The following is a 23556-nucleotide window of genomic DNA, read 5'->3' as shown; positions in this document are numbered from 1 at the left end:
CGTCCTCCAGGTCGATCTCCGTCGATGCCTGGATCACAGTACTCATCAGGTGCGTTCTCCTTGATCAGGAGTTACACCGAAGACCGTACAGTCCCGCTCTTCGGAGCAGGGAGCCGGCGAATGTCTGGGCATCTGGCTGGCTGGGCCGGCGTGGCGTCCACCGCACGTTCCACTGTCCGGAACGATCGGGTGCCAGATGCTATGTCGCCTGCGGCGATGGCCGATCTCTTAGATTGTCCGATATGGCAGATCTAGGCAGTCTGGTAGAGGAGACCGTTGGCCTGCTCACGGCACGGCATGTGAGCGTGGTAGTTGCCGCTGTGGCGGGAAAGTCGACGGAGATCCGAGGCTCCGGACAAACGGGAGGCGCTCCTGGCGCCGACACCGTGTTCGAGATCGGCTCGGTGACCAAGGTGTTCACGGCGCTGACTCTGGCGCAGCTGGCCGCGACAGGCGCGGTCGGTCTCGACGAGCCGCTGGTCGCGTTGCTGCCTGAGGGGACGAGAGTGCCGTCGCGAGACGGTAAGGAGATCACACCGTGATGAAGGAGCGCAGCAGGGAGAAGAACCGCTCGCCCTCGGTGTCGGGGATGAAGTGGCCCGAGCGTTCGAACACCTCCAGGCGCGCCCCGGGCAGGCCGTCCACGATCTCCCGCGCCGTGGACAGCGGCGTGATGGGGTCGCGGGTACCGGCCACGACGAGCGCCGGGCACCGGATGGAGGCCAGGCGCGCGGTCAGGTCGAACCGGGCGGTGGACATGAAGCTCATGGTGAGCCCGGGGTTCGGGATCATGCGGGCCATGGCCTGGATGTCGGATTCCGCGGGGAAGTTCGGGTCGGGACTGTAGGCGGGGGCGCAGAGCCGCCCGAAGGCGGCGAACGTCTCCGGGGTTCCCTCGGTGAGGAACGCCTTGGCGGTCGTGGCGGCCTCCTCTCCGGCCTCGGCACGGAAGCCTTCGACGATCCGGTCCAGATCCCAGCGGGCGACGGTGCTCTGCAAGATCAGCTTGGCCGGGTGGCCGGGGTGACGGGAGGCGTAGCTCATGGCTACGGCTCCGCCCCAAGACCAGCCCAGGACGATCGGCTTGACGATGCCGAGCGTGTCGCACAGGGCGCGCACGTCGTCGCCCCACTGGTCGAGGTTCCAGGTGGCCGGGTCGGAGTTCTGGCTGCGGCCGTTGCCCCGCTGGTCGACGTAGACGATCTGGACCAGGTCGGCCAGTTGAGCATAGGCGGGCTTGAAAATCGAGTGGTCATGGCCGGGGCCGCCGTGCAGCAGAAGGAGGGTCGGCTTCTCGCGCATCGCGTAGCCGTCCGGCTCCAGGGCCGCGCCTTCTACGTCCACGTACAGCGACGTGCCGTTCACCTGAACACGCAAGGGGATCCTCCAGTCAATTGGGCGCTTGGCCAACTTCCTTGATCAGTCTGGCCGCGCTCAGCGGAGGACACCATGAAGACCACCCCAGGACGGTGGTAGAGGTGGCCCTACCACCGCCTCGGAGGCGCAGGCGGTGGAGCGGCCGATTTTGAGGGTGCGGGCGGCTCCGGTGACCGAGACGACGTCGTACGACGCCCACCGTCCGTATCATCTCGGCATGGTGGTGAACCCGGAGTTACGGCTCAGCCGGCGGGCGGTGCTCCTGGCCGCCGGAGGGCTGCTCGCCGGTTGCTCCCAGCAGCCCGAGGGCGACAAGGTCCACCTGCGACTGGCCACCGGGCCCGCAGGCGCGGTGTACCGGCGCATCGGCGGTGCGCTGGCCGAACACGTCTCCGAGCACGTGCCAGGCGCCACCTTGACCACCGTGCCGAGCGGGGCGTCCACCGACAACATCCGGATGCTGCGGAACGGCGAGGTGCACCTTGGGCTGACGAGCCTGGACGCGCTGATCACGACCGACGGCAGCGCGCCCGAGGGACTCTCGGCGGTATGCCGGCTCTACGACAGTCACCTGCATCTCGTGGTCATGGCCGGTTCAGCCATCGACGAGTTCCGGGACCTCGAGGGCAAGCGCATATCCCTCGGTGCCCGCGACTCAGGCACCGAATTCACGTCGCTGCGGGTTCTGAAGCTCGGCCCTGTGAACGCCGACAGTCAGTACCTCAGCCAGGCCGCATCGGCGGCGGCACTGCGCGACGGCGAGATCGACGCGATGTTCTCCCTGACCGGCGTCCCGACACCCGCCATCACAGATCTGGCGCAGCGACACCTGATCCGGCTGATCCCGTTGGACGCACAGGCAGACGCGCTCTTCACGGCGTTCCCAGGTCCGTACACGCCGGCCATGATCCCCGCGACTGCCTACGCCGGCGTCCCGGCCACCCGCACCGTCGCTGTGCCGAACGTGCTTCTCGTGCGCAACGACCTGCCCGATGACCTGGTCTACGCCATCACCGACACAATCTTCACGCACACCGGCACGATCACCTCCGCCAGTCGCGACGACGCCGAAGCCGTTCCCGAAGCGTGGCAGATCAACGTGCGTACCGGGATCTCCACCGCATCGATCCCGCTCCATCCGGGCGCGGCCAACTGGTTCCGCGATCGCAAGCGCTGACCCGGGACAGCGACAGGCCAGCGACGGAGCCCGGGTCCTCAGACCGGCGACGGCGCCGGGGCGCCGGACGACGACGCCACCCGCGGAACGACCGGCAACGCGACCACCGCGGCGAATCCGTGCCCTGACCCGTCCGGACGTGGCAGGCCCTCCTCCAGCCGCAGCTCGCCCCCGGCCGCCCCCACCAGGTCGGCGCATATCGCCAGTCCCAGGCCGGTCCCGGGCACGTTCTGGTGCCGCGGCGACCGCCAGAACCGCCGTAGCGCCTGTGCCCGCTCGGACGCGTCGATCCCCTGGCCGTCGTCACGGACGGCGATCGTGACCACGCCTCCGGCCGCGGAGGCGTCGCCGCGTCCAGCGCCCGCACCGCCGGGGACGGCGCCCGCACCACCGGGGACGACTTGGGCGGTTACCTCCACCACCTGCGCGTCCGACAGCCGTAACGCGTTGCTGATCAGCTCGTCCAGGATGCTGCCCAGTCCGCCCGGCGGCTCCAGCAACCGCAGCCCCGGCGGCACGTCGACCGCCAGTGTCTGCCCCGCCGTCGCCGTCAACGCCCGCCACCGGTCCACCCGGGTGGCCAGCACCGCGTCGAGATCCACCGGCGACGCCGTCCGTATGCTCTCCATCCGCGCACTGGCCTGCAGCGAGTTCAGCAGCCGCTGCATCGCCTTAAGCTCGTCGACGGCGACGTCGTACACCTGCAGCCCGTTGCCGGACGCGCGCAGATGCGGTTCCAGACTCTCCACGGCCAGCCGGAGGCTGGTCAGGGGATTGCGCAACTGATGCGACGCGTCGGACACGAACGCCCGCTGCCGCTCCACGGCGTTCTCGACCGCGTCCATCATGGTGTTGAACGACTCCGCCAGCCGCCGCAGCTCGGCCGGGCCGGCCTCGGCGTCCGCCCGGATCGTGAGGTCGCCCTGTGAGATCCGCGAACTCGCCGCGTCCAGCTCCCGCACCGGCCGCAGCACCCACGCCGACACCGGCCAGGCGACGGCCACCAGCGCGATCAACGGCAGCAGTCCGAGCCCTGCGAGCTGGGCCCATCGCACGAGGATGCGATGGCGCGTCCTCGACAGGTCGGAGATCGTCACGACGGCGCCGACGACCTCGCTGTCCCGGCCCACCGGCTCCGCGACCACGAGTGCGGAGTCGTCCCACGGCGCCCATTTCCCGGACGGTTCGGGCCTCGCCCCGGCCAGAGCCGCGGTCACGATCCTGGGCAACGCCGGCTCGGCCCGCGCCGCCTCCTGGTACGCACCGGCTGGTCCGAGCAGCACCGTGCCAGACGTGTCGATCACCGCGACCGGGATGCCGTACAGCTCGTGGTAGCGCGCCAGCTCCTGTTGGAGCGCCTCCGTCCGCCCGGTGGACAGCGCGGTCTCGGCCAGGGACGCGAACCGGCCGACGTCGTTCAGCCGGTCGACGTACGTCTCCTGCATCTCCCGCTCGGCCACGGTGACGCTGAGCGGCACCCCGAGCGCCGCGACGAGCAGCACCGCCAGGGGCACCAGGACGACGAGCAGGCGACGGTGCACGGCGTGTCAGCCGATCAGCTCCGGCCGGTCGGCCAGGAGCCGATAGCCGACCCCGTGGATCGTGCGGATGAGCACGGCCGGCCCGAGCTTGTGCCGTAACGCCGCGATGTGGGTGTCCAGGGTGCGGCTCGAGGACTCCCAGGTCGCGCCCCAGATCTGGTCGAGGATGACGTCGCGGCTCACCACGTTCGGCGCCCGCCGGGACAGCAGCAGGAGCAGCTCGAACTCCTTGCGGGTCAGCGTCAGGGGCGTGCCGTCAACGGTGACCTCGCGGGTGCCGACGCCGATCCGCATCGGGCCGAGGACGAGCGGCTCGTCCGGGTGGCTCATGGCGCGGGCCACCCGGGTGCGTCGCAGGACGGCGTCGATCCGGGCCAGCAACTCCGGGATGCCGAACGGCTTCACGATGTAGTCGTCGGCGCCGGCGCGTAAGCCACGGACCCGCTCGTGCTCCTCCGATCGTGCTGTCACGGCGATGACGGCGGTCTCCGGGTGGTCACGCAGCTTGCGGATCACGTCGAGTCCGTCGCCGTCGGGCAGACCGAGGTCGACGAGGACCACATCGGACGGGGCGGCACGCACGGCCTCGGCGGCGGTGGCGATGCGGTGGACCTCGAAACCCGCCTGGGCCAGGACGGTCACCAGGCCCCGCGCAACGCGGTCGTCATCTTCGATGATGGTGATCCGCATACCGGATTGTACGGCGGGGATCGATGCTCGTGTTAGCCCTTCAGTTCTTGGGATTTCTCTGACACCCGGCGCATTCCTTGGGATTCCTCTGACACCATCCGCGTCCCTGCCAGCCGAGACTGATGCGGCGCACTCACCGAAAAATGGCGCATGCGCTGACGAGGAGGTCGCGATATGAGAACGGCCAGCAGGTATCGGATCGCCGCGCGGATGATCACTGCGATCGGCGTCGTTTCGCTCGTCGCCGCCTGTTCCGGCAACGGAGGCACCACCGGCGGAGGAGGCCCTACCGGCGGAGGCTACCCGGACCAGAACATCACGTTCGTCGTACCGTTCAGCGCGGGCGGCCCGACGGACACCGTCACTCGCATGATCGCCGAGCCGATGGCCGCCAAACTCGGCGGCAAGATCGTCGTCCAGAACGTCGAGGGCGCGGGCGGTACGGTCGGCGCCGGCGAGGTCGCGCGGGCCGAGCCCGACGGCTACACCGTGCTCATGCACCACATCGGCATGTCGACGGCGCCCGCCCTGTACAAGGACCTGGGCTACAAGCCGCTCGAGAACTTCGAGATGGTCGGGCTCGTCACCGAGGTGCCGATGACGGTCGTCGCCCGCAAGGACTTCGCACCCGCGACGCTCAAGGACCTCGTGACCTACGTGAAGGCGAACGCCAACAAGGTCACGCTGGCCAACGCCGGCATCGGCGCCGCATCTCACCTGTGCGGCCTGCTGTTCCAGACCGCCGCCGGGGTCAAACTCCAGGAGGTTCCGTACGAAGGCACCGGCCCCGCGCTGACCGACCTCGTCGGCGGCCAGGTCGACTTCATGTGCGACCAGACCACCAACACCAGCGGCCAGATCTCCGCGGGCGAGGTGAAGGCGTACGCGGTCACCACGCCGGAGCGGGTGAAGAGCCTGCCCGACGTGCCCACCACTACCGAGGCCGGGCTGCCCCAGCTCCAGGTCAGCGTGTGGCACGGTCTCTACGTCCCGAAGGGCACGCCGCAGGAGGTCGTCCAGAAGCTGACCGAGGCGCTGAAGGTGGCACTGGCCGACCAGAAGGTCATCGACCAGATGGCCAAGCTCGGCACCGCGCCGGTCCCGGCCGAGGACGCGACCCCGCAGGCACACCGGGCCAAGCTCGAAGAGCAGCTCGGCACCTGGGCGAAGGTCATCGCCGACGCCGGCGTCAAGGCCTCCTGAGGTGGAGCGCCGCCGGTCCTTCCCCGACGTCCTCGCCGGGGGAATCTTCGTCCTGATCGGTGGCGCATTCGTGGTGGGGTCGCTCGGCTACGAGCTGGGCACCCCGCTGCGGATGGGCCCCGGCGCCTTCCCGCTGCTGGTCGGCGCGACCGTGGCCGCCCTGGGCCTGGCGATCGTCATCAAGGGACTCATCGCCGGCGAAGTGATCTCGTTCGGGCCGATCCCCTGGCGTGCGGTCGCCGCCATCGTGGTCGCGGTCCTGTTCTTCGGATTCACCGTCCGCGGCCTCGGATTCGTACCGACGTCGGCGGTGACCGCCCTGCTGACCACACTGGCCAGCTCGCGCGTACGGCTGGTCACGGCCGTGGCCGTGACCGCCGGGCTGACCGTGGCCGGCACACTCATCTTCGTCGTCGGACTTCAGCTGCGGATCCCGCTATGGGGCCCATGGCTGGGGTTCTGACGCGGCATCCGGATTGAGGCATGGAACTTCTCGACAACCTCGCGTTGGGCTTCTCCACCGCCCTCCTGGTCCAGAACGTCCTCTACTGCTTCGTGGGAGTGCTGCTCGGGACGGCGGTCGGCGTGCTGCCCGGCATCGGGCCGACGGCGACGGTGGCGATGCTGCTGCCGATCACGTTCAGCTTCGAGCCGGTGACGGCGCTGATCATGCTGGCCGGCATCTATTACGGCGCACAGTACGGCGGCTCGACGACCGCCATCCTGATCAATCTGCCCGGTGAGTCGTCGGCGGCGGTCACCGCGCTGGACGGGCACGAGATGGCCCGGCAGGGCCGGGCCGGCGCGGCGCTGGCCGCCGCCGCGGTCGGATCCTTCATCGCGGGTACGGTGGCCACGGTCGCGCTGGCCGTCGCGGCCCCGCCGCTGGCCCGCGTCGCGTTGAAGTTCGGCGCGGCCGAATACTTCTCGTTGGTGCTGCTGGGCCTGATCGTGTCGATCGCGCTGGCGCGTGGCTCGGCGCTCAAGGCACTGGCGATGATCGCGCTCGGCGTCCTGCTCGGCACGGTCGGCCAGGACACCTACACAGGCACGCCCCGGTTCGCGTTCGGCCAGCGTGAGTTGTACGGCGGCATCGACTTCGTGTCGGTCGCCGTCGGCATGTTCGGGGTGGCCGAGATCCTGCGCAACCTGGAGAACGAGCAGACCCGCACGGCGGTCATCAGCAAGGTGAAGAACCTCTGGCCGACCCGCGAGGACCGGCGCCGGATCGTCGGCCCGATCCTGCGGGGCACCGGTCTCGGAGCCGCGCTCGGCGTCCTGCCCGGCGGTGGCCACGTGCTGGCCTCGTTCACCTCGTACGCCGTCGAGAAGCGGATCTCGAAGCGGCAGCAGGAGTTCGGGCACGGCGCGATCGAGGGCGTCGCCGGCCCCGAGTCGGCGAACAACGCCGCCGCGCAAACGTCGTTCATCCCGCTGCTCACCCTCGGTCTGCCCGCCCACCCGGTCATGGCACTGATGGTCGGCGCCTTCATCGTCCACGGCATAACCCCCGGCCCTAACGTCATCACCGACGAACCGGCGCTGTTCTGGGGCCTGATCGCGTCGATGTGGATCGGCAACGTGCTGCTCGTGCTGCTGAACCTGCCGCTGATCGGCGTCTGGGTGCGCATGCTGCGCATCCCGTACCAGGTGCTGTTCCCGATGATCATCCTGTTCGCCGCGATCGGCACATACTCCCTGGGGTTCAACGCGTACGACGTCTACGCGATCGTGTTCTTCGGGATTCTGGGCTACATCCTGATCAAGTGCGGCTGCGAGCCGGCGCCACTGCTGCTCGGCTTCGTCCTCGGACCCCTGCTCGAGGAGAACCTGCGGCGGGCGCTCATCATCTCCCGTGGCGACGCGTCGGTCTTCCTGACCCGGCCGATCTCCGCGGTGCTCCTGGCCCTATCCGTGGCAGCGCTCGTCGTCGCCGTACTCCCGACGATTCGCAAGCGCCGCGAGATCGTCTTCGCCGAGGAGGATTGAGAACTCCTCGAACCCTCAGGGCGGCCCTATTGGCGTTGACGAGAGCTCTTACGTGACGTCAGTCACCAGGACTCGATGATCGGTGCGCCGTGCTCTTGCTCCGACCACACCGCGGTGAGACGGCCGAGCCGTTTCGGGGAGGCCATGCCGTGCGCGAACGCGATCTTTCCCCCGCGCATCCCGAGCACCAGGAGGCCCACCACCCGGTCGTCGACCACGGCGATCACGGCGGAGGAGCCGTTGACCACGCCGGTGGCGCGCCATTGGCGGACGGTTCGGCGTCCCGCATCATCACCGGCGCCTGCGAGATGCCTCTGGAGGGCTTTGAACGCGATGCTCGCGGATCCGCTGCGCATGCTCGTCTGGAGCTGAGATACGACGGAGGGCCCGGATCGCGTTGATCCGGGCCCTCGTCGTTCGGTGTCTCGTGTCAGCCAGTGACCGGGATGTTGGTCTTCACCGGCGTCGGAGTGGGCGCGGGCTTGGGCTCGTCCTGCGTCTGCGTGACGTTCTCGTCCCACTCGATCCAGTCGTGGGTCACCGTCCCGTGATCACGCTGGCCGGGGTGGGTGGGAGTCGGCGTGTAGCTCGGCTTCGGGGTCGAGGTGGGCGTCTTCGTGGGAGTGGGGGTCACCGTGGGCGTCGCAGTGGGCGTGGAAGTCGGAGTCGGAGTGTACGTCGGCGTCTGGGAGGGCGTCACCGTCGGCGTCGGCGTCTGGGACGGCGTGGGCGTCGGCGTCGGCGTGGACTCACACTTGACCCAGAACACCTTGTGCTTGGGCGCGCCCTTCTTGCCCGCGAAGGTCCAGAACAGCTTGTAGTGCCCGTCCGGCAGGGTCATGTCGACGGTACGGCCATGTCCGTCCTTGTCGAGCACGAGGGTGCCGCTCTTCACCGTGGTCTTGTCACCCGTGGGCGGCCAGGACTTGATCTCCCAACTCACCTGCTCGGCCGCGTCGAAGTTGAACCCGACCAGATAGAACACGCAGACGTGCGGCTCGTCGCGCCGGTCGTCCTCCGGCGTCGTCCACTTGTGGATCTTGACGTCGCCGTTGTCGCCAGGTGCCGCTGAGGCCGTATTGGAGATGGCCAGGACCGCGAGCGCGGCCACGGCGAGCGTGAGTGCCGCTGTGATCCAGCGACGGACTGAGGAGAGTCTGGGGGGTGTCACGAGCGCACCTCGAGGTGTATGAGATACCAAGAGCCTCAAACGGCTCACATGTGTAAAAATGTCACACCGCTGGCCGAGAGTCTTCAATCGTTCCAAACCGTTATCTACCAGGCCAGATGGTTACGCGTTCGTGTTGTATGTGCACTAGAACCCTCAGGAGCCGATCGTGCCGCTCGATGCCCCCCGCCGACTCATCGGCGCCGCGCTCGTCGCCATGAGCCTCGTCGCCTCGATCCCCGCCGGGGCCGTTGCCGCGTCGCCCGTGACCCTCGCCGCCGGCGCCTCGGTCATGGCGACCGCACTCCCCAAGGCCACCACGTTCACGCAGTTGAGCGGCCTCCCGCAGGACACCGACACGTACGGCAAGCTGAGCGGCATCGTGGTCCACCCCGCACGCACGGTGGCCGTCTACGCCCAGCCCGGCGGCAAGCCCGCCGCCACCCTCCCGGCGAAGCAGCTCGGCAGCCAGACCTGGGTCCCGGTGGTGGGGGCCCGTAAGGGCTGGTACCGCGTGCTCCTGCCCAGCAAGCCCAACCACGTGACCGGCTGGATCAAGGCCAAGGGCCTGAAGAAGGCGCGCAGCCGCTACCGCGCCATCGTGAAGCTGGGCACCAGGCAGCTGACCGTGATGAACGCGAGCAAGAAGCTCGGCACCTGGACGGTGGCCGTCGGCGGCCCTGAGACGCCCACCCCGGTGGGCAGGACCTTCCTGCTGGCCCTGATGTCGCCGAAGAAGAAGACCTACAGCCCGCTGATCCTGCCACTCGGCACGCACTCGCAGACGCTCGACACCTTCGGCGGCGGTCCCGGCACGGTCGCCTTCCACGGCTGGCCGGACCGGAAGGTTTTCGGCAAGGCGGTCACGCACGGCTGCATCAGGGTGCCTGCTCGCGCGCTCAAGGTACTGGCAGGACTGCCTCTGGGGACTCCGGTTCTGATCGCTCCCTGAGGATGAGGGCGGCGGCCAACGGGTCCTCGGCGTACGTCGTGATCAAGGCCCGGCGAGCTTCTCTGATGGCTGCAACACACAGAACTCGTTGTCGTCGGGATCGGTGAGCACATACCAAGCCCAGCCGTCTTCCTCGACGGGACTGTCAGTGGTGCGCCGCCCGCCCAAGGCCACCAGCCTGGCCACCTCCGTCTCCAGGTCAGGCACGCGCAGATCCAGATGCATCCGGTTCTTGGTCACCTTCGGCTCTGGAACCCGCTGCAACAGCAGCTCAACGCCGTTCCCTCCTGGGGGTAGCAATCGCCGATAACGCCCCGTCGAGCTTGACTCAGCGCTGTAGCCGAGTGCCCCGCACCAGAACGCCGCGGACCGATCCAGATCGGCGCAGTCCAGGACTACCACCAGGACAACATCGTCTCGCCCGCCAAAACGAGCCGGCCCACCAGTCATGGCCAGCCGGAGAACCTCTTCGCGAGGTCCCGGGCCCATTGCGCGGCCTTGGCCGCCTCGTCGCCGGTGACGGGCCCGCCAGGCCACCGGCTCAGGCGCTCCACCTGCTCGGCGAAACGCAGGTGCTCCTGGGAAGCGTGTTCCCGGCAGGGAAGGCAGGTGACGCTTTCCGGACGAGGAGAGGTCATCGCATAGGGCACCTGGAGTCCGCAACCGGTGGTGACGACACTCGGTGAATCAGGCACGAGGCCCAGCAACGACACGGTCATATTGCGGCCGCCGGCGCTGGCCTGCACCACCTTCTGCTCGACGTGGATGTGCGGATCGGTCTCGCTCATCTGCGTCCGCCTCCGTCCGAGTCGTCCTGGAATCAGACTAATGCGTTGACCACTCAGGTTCAGCGGGTCGGTCAGGCCATTTGTGGCGGGTACCAGCAAGGAGTTCGTGGAGCACGCCGCGGGCGGGGTGGAGCTCGACGTCGTCGAGTACACCGACTGATGGTCCCGATCAGCCCTACTGGTCGTAGTCTCGGCGCTCATGTCCGCGCGGCTCGTAGCCACGGGATCGCTCGTAGCCGGGCTGTTCGTATGGCCGGGGCTCACGCCCGCGGGGCTGGTCGTACGGGTACGGTCCCGGATCCGGCACGTGCTCGATGGCCGTACGTCCGATCGACGCCAGCAGCGACAGGATGGCGATGCCGATGACCAGGTTGATGGCCGCCGTGGCGAGCTGTTCGATGAGGTCTGCGGAGTACATGAACGGCAGGATCGTGACGATGACGGTGCAGAGCCCGGCGATCCAGCCGAAGAACCTGGTCGGCTCGGGGGTCGACAGCATGAGGATGTACAGCAGCAGCGTGGCGACAAGTGCGGCAGCGGCGGCCGAGATCGCATATCCCGTGGTCGCCGCGCTGCCGTAGGCGGATGCCCCGTCGGGGGTGAGCACGCGGATGCCCAGGAGCCGCTTGCTGATCATGACTCCGACCACCACGATCAACGCTGCCACCACGGCGGCGGCCACGCCGCCTCCCCACACTCGCGCGGGATTCACTCTCGGCCGGGTCGATTCGGGACGGCGGTCATAGCGATCATGGGAGGGGTATGACATACGAATCACCCTTGTCGCGAATGCTGGTCAGGCACTTCGAGCACCTTACAGGCGCTGTCAAGAGCCGCGGGGCACAGTCAGCCGCACCTCTTCCACTCCTGCACGCCGGCGAAACGCTCCCTGACCCTGTCGCCTGCGCGGCGGCGACCACGGTCGTGACCATCTACCGCCTTGCGCCTGTCTCAGCAGGCTCCACCGCACGTCGAAGGCCCACTTCCCATGATCGGGAGGTGGGCCTTGACGTCTTTGCGCTGCCGGGAAAACAGTCGCCGGAAGAACGCTTCCACGGTTCCTTCAACGACCGATCACCCAAATGCGTCAGGGTGTGAACAGTTGCCGGCACTCGCCATGCGAGCCGGTGATGACCGGTAGAACTGCTGATCGATTTCTTCCGCAGCACTCCCCCAGGAGCGAGGAGTCAGGCCCCGGCAACGCGGTTCTCAGCCACGGTCCGCCCGGGCTTGCCGGACGGACGCGGCTTCGGCTTCCATCGGATCGCCGCCCAGCCTCGGCCGGCATGCGACGAGATTACGCCGATGTCCGTTTTGCTTAGGTACAGATAGATTTAATCGCAGTGTTCGAAGGGGCTGGTGTATGAGCTGCTGCCGATCGAGCCGCCCCACTTGACGCATTGTCCGGCCGCGTCGCGCCTGACCGGCCCCGCGTAATAGCCGTAGCTGCCCGAGTCGGTCGTCCGGCTCTCCCCTTGCGGCTCCAGGAAGGCCGACATCGACGACGCTGAGCCGACATTCGTCGTCTTCAGCGTCGCGACGCAGTTGTAGCCGTTACCCGAGTTGTAGAGCAGGTAGGTGGTACCACCGGTGAGGCCGGCCGAGTCGATGACCGCGTAACCGCTGCCGCAGACCTCCTCGGGGGTGTGGGGGTTGCCGCTGCAGGCGTTGGTGCTGGTAACGGCCTTCTTCTGGCCCAACGACACGGTCACGCCGTCAACGGTCGGGCTGGTGTCCACCGCACCGCTGGAGGTCCGCTGCTCGTAGTGCAGGTGCGGGGCGTTGGAGCCGCCCGTCGAGCCGACCGTTCCGATCGCGGTGCCCTGGCTGACGCCCATTGAGCCTCCGGCTGACCGCACCATGGTCGCGAGGTGGGCATAGCGGGTTCTGCTGCCGTCACTGTGACGGACCTCTATCCACTTGCCGTAGCTGGTGCTTCCCGCGTCGTAGAAGTACGCGGTGCCGGAAGCGGTGGCGCGCACAGTTTCACCGTTGATGTCATCGCCCCCGTAGTCCTGCCAGTCGAGAGAACCCGATGGGTTGTGGCCGGGAGACCAGTTGTTGGCGTAGAAGGTCTTCCCGCAGTTGAACGGGCTCTTGTGGGGCACCGCCAGGAGGCCGGTGCCCTGCGCTGAGGCGGGCTGGGGAAGTAGCGCTGCCGCGAGAGCGAGCAACAGGGCAGTGATCGCGGATCTGAGGGTGTTCGGCCAGGTCGGGCTGCCGGTCGTGGGCATGCTCACCTCTCTGAACAGGTGCGTATGGGGGATGCGGTTGGGGCGCCCAGTTCCTTGATGTCGATGAGCCCTCGTGGCGACAGAACTACGTTGGCGTCATGGTGATCAACCTCGGCGGGCGGGGGAAAGGCCACCGTCAGGGGACATGTCGACATCTCACCGTCCACGGGAGCGAACGGGTCGATCATGAACATAACTCTGAAAGTTCTCTTCATCAATCTCTGTGGCATGAAATTTTACGGCTTTCCGTGCTCGGCGTCCCCTCCCGGAAGCCGATGCCGTGGACGATCTCGTCAACGGTGGAGTGAGTGTCTCGGCGAGCCCTCTGCGGAACAGGGCGGCCGGGCGGCCGACATCGGGGAGCCGTCGTTCACCGATGGGGACGACGAAGCCCTCGGTCTTCATGACCTTGCGGCGGAAGTTGCTGGGGTCAAGGGCGACGTCCCACACCGCCTCGTAGATCTGGCGCAGGTCGGCGATGGTGAAGGGCTCCCTGCAGAAGGCGGTGGCGATCGTGGTGTGCTCGAGGTGCGACCTGGCCCGCTCCAGCCCGTCGCGGAGGATCTCCTCGTGATCGAAGGCGAGTGCGACCCGCCCGTGGAGGATTGTGGAGACCGGGGTCCAGTGGGCGGCGGATGCGTCGGTTCCCGCCTCGGGCGTAGGTAGATCGGGGCCGAGTGCGAGGTAGGCGATGGTGATGACGCGTCCGCGTGGGTCACGATCGAGTTCGCCGTAAGCGCGCAGTTGTTCCAGGTGCAGGTTGTCGCCGACGACTCCGGTTTCTTCTCGTAGCTCCCGCCGGGCGGCCGCGTCCAGCGTCTCACCGTCGCGCACGAACCCGCCCGGCAGTGCCGCATGGCCCCGGTAGGGCGTGTTGCCGCGCTCGATCAGCAGCACCTGAAGGCGGCCATCGCGCACAGTGAAGATCACCAGATCCACGGCCGCGGCAATCAGGGAGGCGGGTGGGCGGCGCCGGCGGACTGTCTTGCTCATTGCCATACCCACCATTTAAAGGTCTACTTGACTCTAAGTCGCGACCGACTTATGGTCAGATTTACCTAAATGGCTGCCGGGGAGGGCTCATGGCCCGATCGCGCATGGTACGTCCAGAAAACGGCACGGGGGCAGTCGACTCAAGGGCGACACGGTACCTCTGTGCCGGCGTTTACCTTGATCGCGACTTCCGCGAGATGGTCATCCGCCGCGTGTACAACGACTCCAAGCACATGGTCGCGCCCTCCTACGGCTTCGATCTGGTGCCGGTGGTCGTCCACGCCTGGCGGGCGTGGTGCCTGGAAACCCTGAGGTGGATACTGACCCTCTCGGTCCTCCTCGGCGGCCTTGTACGGACACCCGCGGCGACCGTCGCCGTGGCGGCATTGTTCGGCCTGTGCTGGTGTCTCGCCACCGCCGTCAGAAGCGCACTGGTCGCCCTGCCGCTGAAGGTGAAAGAGCGCGCGGACCGGTTCTTGCGTCGCGCCCGCTGGCGCAGCCAGTCGAACGACCTCGCCGCGCAGCTCCGCTCGATGAAACTCGCCTGGATCGGCAGCGGCGTCCTGGTCGTCGCCGTTCCCGTGATCTCCGGCATGGCGGGCATCCCTCTCACGCAACTGCTGCAGCAGGCGACGATCACGGGGATGTTGATAGCCGTCGTCGCGTGCGGTTGCGGCGCCGCCCAACGCATCGCGTTGCACCGAACGGCCAAGGGCCGTCTGCCCGCGCCGAAGAGCCGCCGATATCAGACGATCAACGAACAGCAGTACCACCCGTACGTCATCTATCGCAGGCCGCCCAAGGAGGAGCCGCAACCGGAGAATTTCCGCGACATCCTGGCTCTCGACGACTCACGCAAGCCATTCGTCGGGGCCGGACGGCTGATCCATCGCTGGAGCCCGCCGCTCAGCATCCACTTGTTGCAGAAAGGCGCGGGCAGCATGGCGGACCGGGAATTCTACCCTCTCCCGTTCAAGGCACATGAGCTGGTCATCCACCTGAAGGACGAGATGCAACGGCTCGACGGAGCGGATGACGCCACCAGCCTTCCCGACTTCAGAAAAGCCGACCGTATCTTCATAGCGGAAGCCGATGTGCCCTCCGAACGCGACTGGCTGCTCGGCGAGCCGTCCGCCGACAAAATCAACGAAATAATCGACCGGCCGTTCGATCGGTTCCATCACTTCCTTGAGATCCGTACGTCGGTCGTCGGCGAGCTGGTCACAACGGTGTTCGTGCGCACCACGGTCAAAGGTCGCGCACTGAGCCTGGATTTCGCCGCGTGCGCGTTGACCCGTACGCCGGACGATTATCACGTTCTCGACGAGTACGGCGAGCGCAGGCCTGGAGCCGTCCTCCGAGCGGCGGTACGAGGTATTACCAACATTCTCACCGACACCATGCGGTCGTGGCGTCTGATCCACGTCCCCGCCATTCTGCTCGGCGCGTTCCGCGCGCGACGCACCCGCGTTCTGGATGCCAAACGCGGCGTGAGGATCGGAGCGAAGCTGAGCGTCCGAGAAGAGAAGCGCATGCCGTGGGAGTCGGCCCAACTCGACCGAACGCTCATCTCTGACCATGTGAAGCTCATCGAGGATCGTCTGCTGAAAGCAGCGACAGAGTTCCTGCGCGACAAGGGTGTCGACATCTCAGAGTTCGAGGAGCGCGCCACCAATATCATCAACACCGGAATCATGAACCTCGGCGAGTCGATGAACGTCAACGGCTCCGCGGTCGGTCCCCATGCGCAGGTGAGAATCGACCTACCCGAATCCTTCGGAAGCGCAGCAGGAGGAGGCCACGCATGACCGGGCAGTTCTGGAACAGCGGAATAGTCAATCAGGGCGGCCCCATGACCGTCAACGGCTCCGCGGTCGGTGAGGGCGCCACAGTCATCCACCGACACGGGGCGGAGGCGGGGGTGGACAGGCGGGCGGACGTCGGCGTGATAACGATCAAAGAATCGGAGGCCAGGGCGGTCATAACAGCCCTCGAACTCGAACGTGAGCCCGTGAACGGACTGCCCTTCTTCCGTGGAACGGTCGGCCTCCGAGGCTCGGCCACCAGGGTGGCGATGATCCGTTCGCTGGGCCAGGGCCAACGATCGACGATGGTCGCCTTCGAGAATCTCAGGGAGACGTTCCGGCCTGCTGTCGTCGCCCTCGTCGGCATCGGGGGCGGATTCTATCCGGACATCTCAGCGGGCGACGTCGCCATCGGAACGCGAGCCGTCTACTACGATCTCCGGAAGGAAACGGCTGCCGGGATCCAGCGCAGAGGCGAGGACCGCGAGACGCCTGCCATGGTGGGAAACGCCGTCAACAGCTTCTTCATCGATTACGGCGAACCGGCCCGGTTCACGAGTGATGACGAATCCGCCGAAGGGTTTCACGTCATTCCCTGCATCATCGGAACCGGCGACGCCGTAATCGCGGACGCCGAATCTGAGATCAGAAGATATCTCAAGCATTACAACGACAAGGTTTCCGTGGTCGACATGGAAGCCGGCGGCCTGGCGCAGGCATTCCACGAGCGCGGTAACTCGTCCCAGATGCATGGATGGGTGGTGATCCGCGGGGTCTCCGACTACTCGGACAGAGACAAGAACGATGCCCTGCAGAAAACGGCTGCCCGGCACGCCGCCGAGGTGTTGCGCGCTCTGATTCCCTACCTTCCGTGTCACGCCTGACCAGGAACCCGTTGGATGCCCAGGGTGCCGTTGATGGGTCACCGCGCCAGTGGCGCGTTCCATATGGTTCACGCGTCGGATCGTTACTGTGCGCAACGGGTTGCGCACAGTAACACCTCAGGGGCGGCCGTTCTCGCCGGGACGGACCAGGCCGCTCTCATAGGCGAAGACGACCGCCTGGACGCGGGTGGTCAGATTGAGCTTCATCAGTACCCGGGACAGATGCGCCTTGACCGTCGCCTCCCCCAGGTAGAGCCGGGCGGCGATCTGGGTGTTCGTCAGGCCCTGGGCCAGGAGCTTCAGTACGTCCGTCTCGCGATTGGTCAGCGACTCCAGCTCGGCCGCCCGGCTCGTGCCGCGGGAGGGGTCCGGTTGGCCGGCGAATGCGGCGATCACGCGCAAGGTCACCGCCGGGTCGAGCAGGCCGCCACCGGCCGCCACCGTCCTGACGGCCTCGACGAGGTGCTCGGGCGGGGCGACCTTCAGCAGGAAGCCGCTGACGCCCGCACGCAGGGCCGCGGCGACGTGCGCGTCCTCGTCGAACGTGGTCAGCACGATGACCTTGCTCTCGGAGTGGTCGCGTACGAGCTGCCGCGACGCTTCCAGCCCGTCCATCCTCGGCATGCGCACGTCGATCAGCACGACGTCGGGCCGGGTGCGCGCGACCAGGTCGAGGGCCTCGACGCCGTCGGACGCCTCGCCGACGACCTCGATGTCCGGCTCGCCGCTGAGGACCAGTCGCAGGCCGACGCGGATCATCGCCTCGTCGTCGACAAGCGCTACCGAGATTGCCATGTCGCTTTTCCTACCATGTGCGAGGAATGGGGAACCGGGCGCGTACGGCGAACCCGCCGTCCGGTTCGGCGCCGGTGTGCAGGGTTCCCTGCACCATCGCCAGGCGTTCACGCATGCCGACCAGCCCGTGGCCGCCGCGCCGGGCGCCCTGCTCCGGGGGAGCCTGCGCGCCGGGTTCGTTGCGTACCTCCATGGTGAGGGCACGGTCGGTGTAGTCGATGGTGACCGCGGTCGGCACCTCGCCGGCGTGCCGGAGCACGTTCGTCAGGGCTTCCTGGAGCACCCGGTACGCGGTGAGGTCCAGGACCGGCGGCAGCTGGGGCGGCTCCTCCGGGGAGTCCAGGGTCACCGGCAGGCCGGCGGCGCGGACATCCGCGATCAGCTCGCCGACGCGGGCCAGCGACGGCGAGGGCGCCGGCCGTTCGCCGTCGACGTGCTCGCGCAGAATGCCGACCAGGCCGCGCATCTCCTCCACCGTCTGGCGCCCGAGACGCTCCAGACCGGCCACGATCTCCTGCTCGGCCGGGCGGCCGGCGAGCAGCCGGCGCAAGCCGCCCAGTTGCAGCGTCATCACGCTGACCGAGTGCGCGACTGCGTCGTGCACCTCGCGGGCGATGCGCGTACGCTCCTGCGCGACCGCGGCCTGGGCGTTCGCCTCGCGTTCGGCGTCGAGGGCGGCGGCGAGCTCGGCGAGCTCGGCCGCGCGTTCGCCGCTGCGGCGGGCGAGCAGCCCCATGCACCAGCCGGGCAGCAGGATCGCCGCGATGAAGAACAACTCCCACAGCGACTCCCCGATGACGAGCGAGGTGCTCGCGAAGGACACGCCCGCGACGCAGAACGCCAGGGCCGAGCGCCGGGGCGGCTCGCGCCAGCCGGCCCACGCGACCACCGCGATCATCCCGATCATCGCCGCGCCCCCGATCCCTGGCGCGTCGAACACGGCCACGGGAATCGGCAGGCAGACGGCCGCGAAGATCGTACCGGCCAACGGGTACCAGGCAGCGAGCACCACCCCGGCCCCCAGCAGGACGCCCGCGATCCAGGTGACGGCGGCGCTGTCACCGAAGAAGTCGTCGAGCCGGATCTCCATCACGGCCAGCAAGCCGATCAGCGGTCCGAACACCAGCGGGATGAGGCGGACGTCCCTCAGCCGGGTCATCGTCATGGCCACCGATGGTAACCATGCGTTCCACCGGCCGACTCCCCCGGATGGCGGACCCCCGCAGGCCACGGGATCCGCCGAACAGCGGACCCGGTCAGAGTCCCCGGTCCGTCGAAGCGGGGAGCGATCATGGTGCGCGATGGATGACGCGCCGATGAGCCCCTGAGCGGGAGAGTTCTGACCACGACGATCCGCCCCAGGATCCGCCGGGCGACATCGAGCGCCACAAGACACGGAGGTACGACATGACCCCCCTCACCCACACCCCCGCGCCCCCTGCGGACGTGGTCCCCGACCGCGCGAGCCGGTTCCTGCGGCGCGTCGGCGGCGCCGCGCTGATCAGCAGCCCCCTGCTGATGTTCGCCGGCATGATGGCCTGCCCGCCCCAGGCCTCGAACTCGACCGCGGACTACGTCACCTCGCTGGCCCGCGACTCCTTCTTGACGGAACTGTCGGCGATGCTGCTGCACTACGGCCTGATCGCCGGGGCGCTGGGCGCGCTCGTGGTGCCCGGGCTGGTCCGCGGCCGCAAGGGCCGCTGGCCGACGCTGCTGGGCGTGCTGGCCACCGCGCTGGGACTCCTGAACGTGTCCGGCGCCGTACGTGACGACTGGTGGCGGATGGTCATCGGGCAGCAGCTCCCGATCGGGGACGCGGTGCGGATCTCCGACACCGTGGACGGGTCGGCCTTCATGCCGCTGTGGAGCGGGACCGAGATGTTCGCCTTCCTCGGCCTGCTGGCGCTCTGCGCCGGACTCGCCCGTGCGGGCGTCGTGGGCTGGTGGCTGACCGCGGTCTACCTCGGCGCCTTCGTCGGGATGATGTTCATCCCGATCGACCTGACGTACGTGATCGGCACCGTGTTCGCCCTGCTGTTCCTGCCCCTTGCCGTCGCCGGCGTGCGCGTCTTCCAGCGCGAGCGCGCCGCCGCGTGAGCCTCGGGCAGGCGGTCGCCGCTGACCTGCACTATCGTGGAGCTGAGTCCGGCACACTCTTCCTGTGCCGGACTCAGCTCACGATCATCGGCCGCGGCTTCACCGGATGCTCCGCTGTGCGGGTGATCTTCCTCTGCGGGGTGCGGCCCTTCTCCATCGGCGGCACCGGCCGGACAGCCGGCTCCCCGATACGGGGACGTAGGCGGACCGACGGAGTCCTTACCCGCCGAGATCGATCATCCGGCGGACCACAGGCTCTTAACTCTTGCTCCAGATCGACGAGATGGTGCCACCCTCGGCGTCCAGGATCTCCGGCTGGTACCCCAGAGCCTTCAGCTGCGTGGACTTGAGCGTGTAGGTCAGCTTGGACAGGCTCAGGTACTCCTTCAGGCCCGTCGTGCTGCCCTTGCTCCACACGGTGGTGATGAGCTTGCCCGGCTCGACGGCCATGGCGACGGGACGCAGACCCTGCTTCGCCTTCGCCAGCAGCTCCTGGCCGCGCTGCTCCACGGTCTGCCCCAGGGTCACCTGGACGGAGCCCGTGGCGGCGCCGGCGACCCAGACGGCCGCGTAGAGCGGCTTCTCGACCGTGCCGTACACGTCCAGCGAGGCGATGCTGAAACCGGCGGCGGTGAACTCGGCGTTGACCTTCGCGAAGGTCTCCTTGGTCATGCTCAGCTGGGACTTGGCCAGCTGGGTGGTCTTCTCGAAGACCACCGCGAAGACGGCGTCCGCGCCCGTGCCGGTGCCGGTGATCAGCTTGGGCTGGAAGCCCGCCTTCAGCTGCTCAGTGATGGTCTTGGGCAGGCTCGTGGCCGACAGGCCCTGCAGGACGTTCACCTTGCTGGTGGCGTCCTTGATCCACACGGACGTGTACTGCGGGTTGGCCGCGTTCGTCACGCTCAGCGCCTGGGGAACGTAGCCCTTGCCCAGCAACTCCTTGACGCGCTGCAGCAGCTGGGTGCCGCTGAGCGCGTCCAAGGAGAGCCAGTCCAGCGGCAGGTTCTGGACGGTCTGGGTGGAGTGGGTGGCCTTGGTGGATTCAGCGGCCGCCGGGGACGCGAGAGCCAGCAAGGGGGCGGTGGCCGCTGCCAGCGCCGTGGCGATGGCGACGGACCTCTGTGTGCGCCTCATGATCCTCCTAGGAAGGTAAAGGGTGTCCCAATTTCGGACAAGACGGGACCATAACAGAGAATGAGGGAGAGTTGACCAATCGTCACCATGATCGCAACATTGCTGTGTCAGAAATCCCCAGGTATCGGGACAAGACGGACACCCAACCAGAACGTTGTTCATGTTTGGCCAGGTCTCCCCACGGGAGCGGGCTCCACGGGGTCCGACCGAGAGGCATCCGCCCCGGCTACTCCGGCCCCACTCCACATGACCACAGAGAGTCATCTACCGGAAATTAGTGCGTTCCAAGTAAGGAAGCCTGTGGAAGTTTGTCAGGCCATATGTCGGGGGTGGTCACCCCACAGGCCTGGATACGACGGACGCTAGTGGTGGTCCGACTCGGCGGCCGGCTTGAGCAGGCCGGTCTCGTACGCCGCCGTCACCGCGGCCGCCCGGTCTTTGACCGCCAGCTTGGCGAAGATGTGCAGCAGATGCGTCTTCACCGTCGCCTCGGTGATGAAGAGTTTCCCGGCGATGTCCCGATTGGTCGCGCCACGGGCGATGAGCCGCAGCACCTCGAGTTCGCGCGGGCTCAGCGTCCGCTGCGGCTCCGGCGTGTGTGCCTTCCGCTGGGTAAGGGGACCGTGCGCACCGCGTTCGACGCGGGCCTCTTCCTCGCGCCGCTGCGCGCCGGCCTGGTGCGTGACTAGCCGTACCGGCCGCGGGACGGGGGCCGGACGGCGGCGGCGAGGTCGTCGGCCAGCGGCGGGATGTCGTCCGGCCACAGCGGGGAGACGGTGAGGCGGAGCGCGGGCGGCGTGGCGACGCGGTTGCGCGCCCCCGGGGCGGCGGCCCAGCCGCGCGCCAGCAGGTAGCTGATCGCGGCGGCCTCGTCCGCGACGGGCACCCACACGTTGAGCCCGGTGCGTCCCTGCGCCCGGACGCCGCGCTCGGCCAGCGCCGCGACCAGGCCGTCCCGGCGCTCGGCGTACGAGGCCGCCACCGCCGCGGTGTCCACCGCTCCCGTACGCCACAGGTGCGCCACGGCCCGCTGCAGCAGGTGGCTGACCCAGCCCGTGGCCAGCCGCTGCCGCCCGCGCAGCCGGTCCAGCGTGGCCGGATCGCCGGTGATCACGCTCAGCCGCAGGTCGGGCCCGAAGGCCTTGGCCGTGGAGCGGACGAGGATCCAGCGGGCCGTGGTGCCGGCCAGCGGGTGCAGGGACACGTCCACGAAGCCGTCGCCGTGATCGTCCTCGACGAGCAGCACGCCGGGGTGCGCGGCCAGCAGCTCGCGCAGAGCGGCGGCACGCTCGGCGGTGACGGCGGCGCCGGACGGATTCTGGGCGCGGGCCGTGATCACCACGGCCCGCGCGCCGGCCCGCAGCGCCTTGTCGAGCTCGCCGGGGAGCGGGCCGTCGTCGTCGAGCCGCATCGGCACCGGGCGCAGGCCGAGCGCCGCGACCAGGTCGAGCAGGGACGACCAGCCGGGATCCTCGACCGCGATCGCGTCGCCGGGCCGCAGGTAGGCGCCCAGGACGCGTTCGACGGCGTCGAGGGTGCCCGACGTGATCGCCAGCGGCGCCACGGGCACGCCGTCCCCGCGCAGGCGGGCCCCGGCCAGGGCGAGGAGCTCCTCGTCGTCGTCCGTGCCGTACATGGCGGGCCGTTCCTGGTGCGCGCGGGCCGCGGCGGCGAGCGCCTCATGCAGGGACGGCAGCAGGGCGGGGTCGGGGTTGCCCTTGGACAGGTCGCGCACGCCCGGGGGCACCTCGATGCGGATGTCCTCGCGGGCCGTGCTCGCGGGCCTGGGCCTGACTCTGGTACCGCGCCGCCCGGCGGTCTCGACGACTCCGCGCTCACGCAGCAGCCGGTACGCGGCCGCCGCCGTGTTGGGGCTGACCTGGGCCAGCGCGGCCAGCTCGCGTACCGGCGGGAGCGCCGCCCCCGGCGCCAGCCGCCCCTCCGACACGGCGGCCTCGACGCCGGCGGCAATCTCGCTGGCGGTCCCACCGGTGATCCGGTATTTTTCTAGCACAAAATACATTATGTACTAATACAAAGAGGTTTCGGTGCTGATTCATCCATGGGACGCGGCTCGCGAGGGAGACGAGTGGCGGAGCTGGTTGCGTACCCGCGACTTCGGGCAGCTGGCCGCCAACGGCGCGAACGGCGGCCCGCCGATCGTGGTGCCGACGCACTTCCTGTTCGACGGCGACGCGGAGATCGTGCTCCACCTGGCCAGGCCCAACCCCATCTGGGTGGCGCTGGAGGCCAACCCGGCGGTGGTGGTGAGCGTTCACGACGACTACGCCTACATCCCGTCCACATGGCGGTCCGACTCCCCCGACAACGGCGTGCCGACCAGCTACTACGCCACGGTCCAGCTCACGTGCGCGGCGCGGATCGTGGACGACAAGGAGGGCAAGGCGGAGATCCTGCGCCGCCAGCTGGCCCATCACCAGCCCGACGGCGATCACGGCGTGGTGGCGGCCGACGAGGGACCGTACCGCAAGATGTTGTCGGCGATCCGCGGGCTGCGGCTGGAGGTGGTGGGGGTACGGGCCAAGTTCAAGTACGACGACCACCGGCCGGTCGAGTTCCGCGAGCGGATCGCGGCCGGGCTGGCCGAGCGCGACCTGCCGGGGGACGCCGGGACACGGGCGCAGCAGCTCAGGCGGATGGCCGCCGGATAACCGGGAGTCCTCGCTCACGCCGTGCCGACGCCGGTCGGTCTCCGGTGGGAAGGCGCG

Annotated in this window: 25 protein-coding genes; 10 read left to right on the top strand and 15 right to left on the bottom strand. The window is 68.4% G+C overall.

The window, feature by feature from the left end:
* Positions 1 to 299 precede the first annotated feature (299 nt).
* Positions 300 to 542, top strand: coding sequence for a serine hydrolase (locus tag ACIBX3_RS54870; protein ID WP_397128785.1), 243 nt, complete (start codon positions 300 to 302; stop codon positions 540 to 542).
* Here the strand turns inward: ACIBX3_RS54870 and ACIBX3_RS54865 are convergent.
* The gene (locus ACIBX3_RS54865; RefSeq protein WP_397128784.1) at positions 532 to 1377 is read right to left on the bottom strand and encodes an alpha/beta fold hydrolase; all 846 of its coding nucleotides are present in this window, start codon (positions 1375 to 1377) and stop codon (positions 532 to 534) included. The genes ACIBX3_RS54870 and ACIBX3_RS54865 overlap by 11 nt on opposite strands.
* Before the next feature lie 217 nt (positions 1378 to 1594).
* Here ACIBX3_RS54865 and ACIBX3_RS54860 point away from each other — a divergent pair, with 217 nt between their 5' ends.
* Entirely contained in the window at positions 1595 to 2554 is a 960-nt protein-coding gene (locus ACIBX3_RS54860; protein ID WP_397128783.1) for a TAXI family TRAP transporter solute-binding subunit, read from the top strand.
* 38 nt (positions 2555 to 2592) lie between these two features.
* Here the strand turns inward: ACIBX3_RS54860 and ACIBX3_RS54855 are convergent, their stop codons facing one another.
* Both ACIBX3_RS54855 and ACIBX3_RS54850 read right to left on the bottom strand, forming a co-directional pair.
* Positions 2593 to 4095 (bottom strand): ATP-binding protein, encoded by a 1503-nt coding sequence (locus ACIBX3_RS54855; RefSeq protein WP_397128782.1) that lies wholly within the window; start codon positions 4093 to 4095, stop codon positions 2593 to 2595.
* Between the two features lie 6 nt (positions 4096 to 4101).
* A complete protein-coding gene (locus tag ACIBX3_RS54850) occupies positions 4102 to 4785 on the bottom strand; it encodes a response regulator transcription factor (RefSeq protein WP_397128781.1) in 684 nt (227 codons plus the stop codon).
* Positions 4786 to 4959: 174 nt separating this feature from the next.
* Here ACIBX3_RS54850 and ACIBX3_RS54845 point away from each other — a divergent pair, with 174 nt between their 5' ends.
* The 3 genes from ACIBX3_RS54845 to ACIBX3_RS54835 are packed head-to-tail and all read left to right on the top strand — an operon-like array spanning position 4960 to position 7977.
* On the top strand, positions 4960 to 5988 hold the full coding sequence (locus ACIBX3_RS54845; RefSeq protein WP_397128780.1) for a tripartite tricarboxylate transporter substrate-binding protein: 1029 nt from the start codon (positions 4960 to 4962) through the stop codon (positions 5986 to 5988).
* Position 5989: 1 nt separating this feature from the next.
* A complete protein-coding gene (locus ACIBX3_RS54840; protein ID WP_397128779.1) occupies positions 5990 to 6451 on the top strand; it encodes a tripartite tricarboxylate transporter TctB family protein in 462 nt (153 codons plus the stop codon).
* Positions 6452 to 6471: 20 nt separating this feature from the next.
* Positions 6472 to 7977, top strand: a complete 1506-nt coding sequence (locus ACIBX3_RS54835) for a tripartite tricarboxylate transporter permease (protein ID WP_397128778.1) — start codon at positions 6472 to 6474, stop codon at positions 7975 to 7977.
* A gap of 62 nt (positions 7978 to 8039) precedes the next feature.
* On the opposite strand, the gene ACIBX3_RS54830 is transcribed toward ACIBX3_RS54835, so the two are convergent.
* Together ACIBX3_RS54830 and ACIBX3_RS54825 are read right to left on the bottom strand one after the other, a co-directional pair.
* A complete protein-coding gene (locus ACIBX3_RS54830) occupies positions 8040 to 8333 on the bottom strand; it encodes a hypothetical protein (protein ID WP_397128777.1) in 294 nt (97 codons plus the stop codon).
* A gap of 74 nt (positions 8334 to 8407) precedes the next feature.
* On the bottom strand, positions 8408 to 9148 hold the full coding sequence (locus tag ACIBX3_RS54825) for a hypothetical protein (RefSeq protein WP_397128775.1): 741 nt from the start codon (positions 9146 to 9148) through the stop codon (positions 8408 to 8410).
* A gap of 166 nt (positions 9149 to 9314) precedes the next feature.
* Here ACIBX3_RS54825 and ACIBX3_RS54820 point away from each other — a divergent pair, with 166 nt between their 5' ends.
* Entirely contained in the window at positions 9315 to 10097 is a 783-nt protein-coding gene (locus tag ACIBX3_RS54820) for a L,D-transpeptidase (protein ID WP_397128774.1), read from the top strand.
* Positions 10098 to 10139: 42 nt separating this feature from the next.
* Here ACIBX3_RS54820 and ACIBX3_RS54815 read toward each other — a convergent pair whose 3' ends face one another.
* From ACIBX3_RS54815 to ACIBX3_RS54795, 5 genes are all read right to left on the bottom strand, one after another.
* On the bottom strand, positions 10140 to 10547 hold the full coding sequence (locus ACIBX3_RS54815) for a VOC family protein (RefSeq protein ID WP_397128773.1): 408 nt from the start codon (positions 10545 to 10547) through the stop codon (positions 10140 to 10142).
* The gene (locus ACIBX3_RS54810) at positions 10544 to 10885 is read right to left on the bottom strand and encodes a hypothetical protein (RefSeq protein ID WP_397128772.1); all 342 of its coding nucleotides are present in this window, start codon (positions 10883 to 10885) and stop codon (positions 10544 to 10546) included. Before ACIBX3_RS54810 ends, ACIBX3_RS54815 begins: the two co-directional genes overlap by 4 nt.
* Before the next feature lie 175 nt (positions 10886 to 11060).
* Positions 11061 to 11654, bottom strand: a complete 594-nt coding sequence (locus ACIBX3_RS54805) for a DUF6069 family protein (protein ID WP_397128771.1) — start codon at positions 11652 to 11654, stop codon at positions 11061 to 11063.
* A gap of 565 nt (positions 11655 to 12219) precedes the next feature.
* Positions 12220 to 13119 (bottom strand): M23 family metallopeptidase, encoded by a 900-nt coding sequence (locus ACIBX3_RS54800; RefSeq protein ID WP_397128770.1) that lies wholly within the window; start codon positions 13117 to 13119, stop codon positions 12220 to 12222.
* Positions 13120 to 13275: 156 nt separating this feature from the next.
* Positions 13276 to 14118 (bottom strand): NUDIX hydrolase, encoded by an 843-nt coding sequence (locus ACIBX3_RS54795; protein ID WP_397128769.1) that lies wholly within the window; start codon positions 14116 to 14118, stop codon positions 13276 to 13278.
* 83 nt (positions 14119 to 14201) lie between these two features.
* Between ACIBX3_RS54795 and ACIBX3_RS54790 the strand changes: the two genes are divergently transcribed.
* Both ACIBX3_RS54790 and ACIBX3_RS54785 read left to right on the top strand, forming a co-directional pair.
* Complete coding sequence (locus tag ACIBX3_RS54790) at positions 14202 to 15920, top strand: hypothetical protein (protein ID WP_397128768.1); 1719 nt, start codon at positions 14202 to 14204, stop codon at positions 15918 to 15920.
* Positions 15917 to 16801: a hypothetical protein gene (locus ACIBX3_RS54785; RefSeq protein WP_397128767.1), complete on the top strand. Its 885-nt coding sequence runs from the start codon at positions 15917 to 15919 to the stop codon at positions 16799 to 16801. Before ACIBX3_RS54790 ends, ACIBX3_RS54785 begins: the two co-directional genes overlap by 4 nt.
* Before the next feature lie 117 nt (positions 16802 to 16918).
* Here the strand turns inward: ACIBX3_RS54785 and ACIBX3_RS54780 are convergent, their stop codons facing one another.
* Entirely contained in the window at positions 16919 to 17596 is a 678-nt protein-coding gene (locus ACIBX3_RS54780; RefSeq protein ID WP_397128765.1) for a response regulator, read from the bottom strand.
* A 10-nt stretch (positions 17597 to 17606) separates the two neighbouring features.
* A complete protein-coding gene (locus tag ACIBX3_RS54775) occupies positions 17607 to 18761 on the bottom strand; it encodes a sensor histidine kinase (protein WP_397128764.1) in 1155 nt (384 codons plus the stop codon).
* 242 nt (positions 18762 to 19003) lie between these two features.
* Between ACIBX3_RS54775 and ACIBX3_RS54770 the strand changes: the two genes are divergently transcribed.
* Complete coding sequence (locus ACIBX3_RS54770; RefSeq protein ID WP_397128763.1) at positions 19004 to 19693, top strand: hypothetical protein; 690 nt, start codon at positions 19004 to 19006, stop codon at positions 19691 to 19693.
* Positions 19694 to 19951: 258 nt separating this feature from the next.
* Here the strand turns inward: ACIBX3_RS54770 and ACIBX3_RS54765 are convergent, their stop codons facing one another.
* The 3 genes from ACIBX3_RS54765 to ACIBX3_RS54755 all read right to left on the bottom strand — a co-directional run bounded on the left by ACIBX3_RS54765 (position 19952) and on the right by ACIBX3_RS54755 (position 22850).
* Positions 19952 to 20827, bottom strand: a complete 876-nt coding sequence (locus tag ACIBX3_RS54765) for a hypothetical protein (RefSeq protein WP_397128762.1) — start codon at positions 20825 to 20827, stop codon at positions 19952 to 19954.
* Positions 20828 to 21189: 362 nt separating this feature from the next.
* Positions 21190 to 21381, bottom strand: coding sequence for a response regulator transcription factor (locus ACIBX3_RS54760; protein WP_397128761.1), 192 nt, complete (start codon positions 21379 to 21381; stop codon positions 21190 to 21192).
* A gap of 131 nt (positions 21382 to 21512) precedes the next feature.
* Complete coding sequence (locus ACIBX3_RS54755) at positions 21513 to 22850, bottom strand: aminotransferase class I/II-fold pyridoxal phosphate-dependent enzyme (RefSeq protein WP_397128760.1); 1338 nt, start codon at positions 22848 to 22850, stop codon at positions 21513 to 21515.
* 25 nt (positions 22851 to 22875) lie between these two features.
* On the opposite strand from ACIBX3_RS54755, the gene ACIBX3_RS54750 reads away from it, so the two are divergent.
* Positions 22876 to 23499, top strand: coding sequence for an FMN-binding negative transcriptional regulator (locus ACIBX3_RS54750; protein WP_397128759.1), 624 nt, complete (start codon positions 22876 to 22878; stop codon positions 23497 to 23499).
* The last annotated feature ends 57 nt before the right edge of the window (positions 23500 to 23556 follow it).

Origin of the sequence: Nonomuraea sp. NPDC049480, assembly GCF_044465905.1 — a bacterium.
Classification (GTDB): domain Bacteria; phylum Actinomycetota; class Actinomycetes; order Streptosporangiales; family Streptosporangiaceae; genus Nonomuraea.
This window is presented reverse-complemented; position numbering and strand designations above follow the sequence as displayed.

Excerpts from the sequence above, each read along its gene's own strand:
- ACIBX3_RS54815 (WP_397128773.1), bottom strand. The coding sequence starts at position 10,547 with ATGACTGGTGGGCCGGCTCGTTTTGGCGGGCGAGACGATGTTGTCCTG.
- ACIBX3_RS54850 (WP_397128781.1), bottom strand. The coding sequence starts at position 4,785 with ATGCGGATCACCATCATCGAAGATGACGACCGCGTTGCGCGGGGCCTG.
- ACIBX3_RS54765 (WP_397128762.1), bottom strand. The coding sequence starts at position 20,827 with ATGAGGCGCACACAGAGGTCCGTCGCCATCGCCACGGCGCTGGCAGCG.
- ACIBX3_RS54785 (WP_397128767.1), top strand. The coding sequence starts at position 15,917 with ATGACCGGGCAGTTCTGGAACAGCGGAATAGTCAATCAGGGCGGCCCC.
- ACIBX3_RS54830 (WP_397128777.1), bottom strand. The coding sequence starts at position 8,333 with ATGCGCAGCGGATCCGCGAGCATCGCGTTCAAAGCCCTCCAGAGGCAT.
- ACIBX3_RS54810 (WP_397128772.1), bottom strand. The coding sequence starts at position 10,885 with ATGAGCGAGACCGATCCGCACATCCACGTCGAGCAGAAGGTGGTGCAG.
- ACIBX3_RS54845 (WP_397128780.1), top strand. The coding sequence starts at position 4,960 with ATGAGAACGGCCAGCAGGTATCGGATCGCCGCGCGGATGATCACTGCG.
- ACIBX3_RS54860 (WP_397128783.1), top strand. The coding sequence starts at position 1,595 with ATGGTGGTGAACCCGGAGTTACGGCTCAGCCGGCGGGCGGTGCTCCTG.
- ACIBX3_RS54780 (WP_397128765.1), bottom strand. The coding sequence starts at position 17,596 with ATGGCAATCTCGGTAGCGCTTGTCGACGACGAGGCGATGATCCGCGTC.
- ACIBX3_RS54800 (WP_397128770.1), bottom strand. The coding sequence starts at position 13,119 with ATGCCCACGACCGGCAGCCCGACCTGGCCGAACACCCTCAGATCCGCG.
- ACIBX3_RS54805 (WP_397128771.1), bottom strand. The coding sequence starts at position 11,654 with ATGTCATACCCCTCCCATGATCGCTATGACCGCCGTCCCGAATCGACC.
- ACIBX3_RS54755 (WP_397128760.1), bottom strand. The coding sequence starts at position 22,850 with ATGTATTTTGTGCTAGAAAAATACCGGATCACCGGTGGGACCGCCAGC.
- ACIBX3_RS54795 (WP_397128769.1), bottom strand. The coding sequence starts at position 14,118 with ATGGCAATGAGCAAGACAGTCCGCCGGCGCCGCCCACCCGCCTCCCTG.
- ACIBX3_RS54770 (WP_397128763.1), top strand. The coding sequence starts at position 19,004 with ATGACCCCCCTCACCCACACCCCCGCGCCCCCTGCGGACGTGGTCCCC.
- ACIBX3_RS54790 (WP_397128768.1), top strand. The coding sequence starts at position 14,202 with ATGGCCCGATCGCGCATGGTACGTCCAGAAAACGGCACGGGGGCAGTC.
- ACIBX3_RS54775 (WP_397128764.1), bottom strand. The coding sequence starts at position 18,761 with ATGACGATGACCCGGCTGAGGGACGTCCGCCTCATCCCGCTGGTGTTC.
- ACIBX3_RS54835 (WP_397128778.1), top strand. The coding sequence starts at position 6,472 with ATGGAACTTCTCGACAACCTCGCGTTGGGCTTCTCCACCGCCCTCCTG.